The sequence below is a fragment of the Fulvivirga aurantia genome, from assembly GCF_009711475.1.
Classification (GTDB): domain Bacteria; phylum Bacteroidota; class Bacteroidia; order Cytophagales; family Cyclobacteriaceae; genus Fulvivirga; species Fulvivirga aurantia.
Genome location: NZ_SMMD01000494.1, coordinates 1 through 3,292, shown reverse-complemented (window position 1 = coordinate 3,292; position 3,292 = coordinate 1). Strand labels below are relative to the sequence as shown.

Below are 3,292 nucleotides of genomic sequence, written 5' to 3'. Positions count from 1 at the left end.
CCCGATTTTTCAGACCTCTACTTTTGTTTTTAAAAACGCCAAAGAAGGAAAAGACTTTTTTGAAGTAGCATACGGCATAAGAGAAAAACGACCTGATGAAGAATTAGGCCTAATATACAGCCGCCTTAATAACCCTGATCTTGAGATACTGGAAAATAGATTGACGCTTTGGGACAAGGCTGAAGACTGCGCAGTTTTCGAGAGCGGAATGTCAGCTATAAGCACCACTTTACTTGAGTTTTTAAAACCAGGTGATTTAGTTATTTATACAAGACCAGTCTACGGAGGCACACACTATTTCTTAACCAAAATACTTCCTAAATATGGCATCGAAACTTTGGGTGTAACCCCATTTGACACCAAAGAAGATATTGATAAGATGCTGGCAGAACACCCTAATGGTGATAAACTAGCTTTCATTTACCTGGAAACGCCTGCTAACCCTACGAATGCCCTGGTTGACATCGCGCAGTTCAGAGCCATTGCCAACGAGAGACAAACTGAGGACAAGCCTATTTATATAGCTGTTGACAATACGTACATGGGTCCTCTCTGGCAGCACCCGCTCAAGCACGGAGCTGATCTGGTAATATACTCTGCCACCAAATATATTGGCGGACATAGCGATGTAATTGCAGGTGCGTGTCTGGGCTCAAAAGAGCTAATCGCAAGGGTAAAAGGTTTCAGAACTTTCTTAGGCTGTATGGCTGGTCCGTGGACGGGTTGGTTATTGATGAGAAGTCTTGAGACACTGAAAGTACGTATGGACAAACAGGCTGAAAATGCAGCCGCTATTGTTGAATACCTCAATCAACATCCTAAAATTGAAAAAGTCTACTACCTGGGCAACCTCAAGCCTGAGGATGGCAGACAATATAATATTTATAAAAACCAGTGCGATAGCAATGGTGCCATGATTGCATTTGATGTGAAAGGGGGTGAAAAGGAAGCATTTGCTTTCCTCGACAATATGAAGCTCGTTAAGCTAGCCGTGAGCTTAGGCGGTACCGAAAGTCTTGCAGAACACCCTGCTACTATGACTCATGCTGATGTAGAACCTGAGATGAAAGACAGAATGTCAATCACAGAGAAGATGATCAGGCTATCTGTAGGCGTAGAAAATCATAAGGACTTGATCTGGGATATAGAGCAAGCTCTTGAAAAGGTCTAAAAACAACCTAAGTCACGTTATGAAAATCTGTAACGTGACTTTATTACTTTATGGTTCTTACAAAAATTGAAAAGCCTGATGACACCGCGATTGTATCTTCTCCATATAAATTTTTTACACCTACCTGAGGCATAAGATACAACCAAGAACCTACTTGAAAATATACGCGACAGCCCATTTCCAAACTTATATCAAATGCTTCTTCTTCCGATGCACGATTTTTTGTAAACTCAAAGCCATAAGGAGCCACATAAAAACCAACTTCGAGGGGTTTAGAAATAGGAATTCTGAAGCTAACGCTTTCTGGTAGCAGAAAACAAAAAATACCGAGTGGTATGCCTAAAGCCTCTCTTTCTTCAATGGCTTTTCTAAAAAAATAAATGCTTGCCGCCTGGCCTCCTCCCGCATACAAGTAATAAGTATCAGAAGATAGCTGATTGTACAATACCGCATAGTTAATACTAAACTCCCCAAACCTTCCTTCAAGATTAATTCCATATCCGGAATTAAAATCAGTGCCAGAAAACATGTGATTATACTTAAGGCCAAATAATGTTGGTTCCTCTTGAGCCAATAGATCACCAGTAGGAAGTAAAAATAAGAGCATTAAGTATAACCTCATACACCCCAATATAATGAAAATACAGATGTACCTCTGCTTGACACGAGTGGAAAAAAGAATTACTTTGAGCCTGTTTTCACTAATAATAAGAAAAGGTAATTTATATGTTCAAAAACCCATTTTTCAAGCTAGCTGTATTAATTCTACTGTGTTTAAATCAACCGATATATGCGCAAAGTGATGACGCTCTGGTAATTGGTGAGAGTTTTTCCATTTACTCTGAGGTCTTGCAAGAGCCTCGATCATATTATTTAAGCTTACCGACTTCTTACAAAGCTGAGTATAACCAATACAAAAAATACCCGGTACTTATCGTCTTAGATGGTAACAGTCACTTTGCACCAACAGCCGGCATTGTCAATTACATGAGTGCTACAATGCAGATACCTGAAATGATTGTGGTTGGTGTTAAGAATGTGAATAGAGAAAGAGACTACACACCCGACAAAATAAAAACAGTAAGGCAAAATGATACCGGTGGGGGAGATAATTACCTTGATTTTGTAGAAAACGAACTTATCAAGCACCTCGATACGACCTATCGCACGGAACCTTACCGAATAATGGCCGGCCATTCATTAGGAGGCCTCCTCACAGCACACGCCTTTATCAAACCTCAAACAATCTTTGATGCTTTTATATCGATAGATCCAAGTTTTGGCATGTGGGACGAAGAAACAATTACAAAAAAAGTCGATGCTGTTGAGCAACAATCATTTGATCGTATAATCTATTTTGCTTCTGCCAATTCTGGTGATGGTAAGGCCCGTAATGAAGACCGTCATAGAATTCTTCATGAACAATTAAGCCAACAGGGTCAAGACAACTATATAGGTCATTTAGAATACTTTGAAAATGAAACTCACTCTACAGTACCACTACGCGCCTGGATTAATGGACTTGCCTTTATCTTTAAAGATTATAATTACAACTACAGAAACGCCACTGAAGTAGGCAAGCTTATCTCTCACTACGAACAGGTTTCTGAGAGACTCAACCATAAATTTTCGCCACCAGAACAATTGGTAAACAGAATAGGATACAGAAAGCTATATAGCAGAAATGAAGATGAACGGGATGAGGCCATTAAATTTTTCATACTCAATACCTCTTTATACCCTAACTCATATAACGCTTTTGATAGCATGGCAGAGGCCCTTGCGAGATTGGGAGATACTGATAATGCCATTATTGCCTACCAACAATCGCTGGATTTAAATCCGAACAATGAGAATGCATCAAAACAAATCGAACAGCTAAAAGCCAAATAACCTAAACGATATCCTATGAAAAATATACTAATAATATTACTCACAGTTTTATCTTTGGCAAGTTGTGGAGAGCGAACTTATGAGATGGCTTACGCTTCTGATCGTGACAATAAAATCGATATTCTGCTGACGGATTCTGACACTTCTTATTCAGAGAATATAACCAATACGGATTTTACAGAATACAATTTTACCTGGTCGGCAGATGGTGAAAGGATCTATTACACC

4 protein-coding genes are annotated in these 3,292 nt (G+C 39.4%); 3 read left to right on the top strand and 1 reads right to left on the bottom strand.

Features of this window, described 5'->3' with window-relative positions:
• Nucleotides 1-1,171 (top strand): aminotransferase class I/II-fold pyridoxal phosphate-dependent enzyme (locus tag E1176_RS03535; protein ID WP_155209194.1); only part of this gene is annotated, 1,171 nt, incomplete at its 5' end.
• A 43-nt stretch (nt 1,172-1,214) separates the two neighbouring features.
• Here E1176_RS03535 and E1176_RS03530 read toward each other — a convergent pair.
• Nucleotides 1,215-1,793, bottom strand: coding sequence for a hypothetical protein (locus E1176_RS03530; protein WP_185152600.1), 579 nt, complete (start codon nt 1,791-1,793; stop codon nt 1,215-1,217).
• Between the two features lie 104 nt (nt 1,794-1,897).
• Between E1176_RS03530 and E1176_RS03525 the strand changes: the two genes are divergently transcribed.
• Both E1176_RS03525 and E1176_RS03520 read left to right on the top strand, forming a co-directional pair.
• Complete coding sequence (locus E1176_RS03525; protein WP_155209192.1) at nt 1,898-3,064, top strand: alpha/beta hydrolase-fold protein; 1,167 nt, start codon at nt 1,898-1,900, stop codon at nt 3,062-3,064.
• A gap of 15 nt (nt 3,065-3,079) precedes the next feature.
• The coding region (locus E1176_RS03520; protein WP_155209191.1) for a TolB family protein at nt 3,080-3,292 on the top strand (213 nt) is incomplete at its 3' end.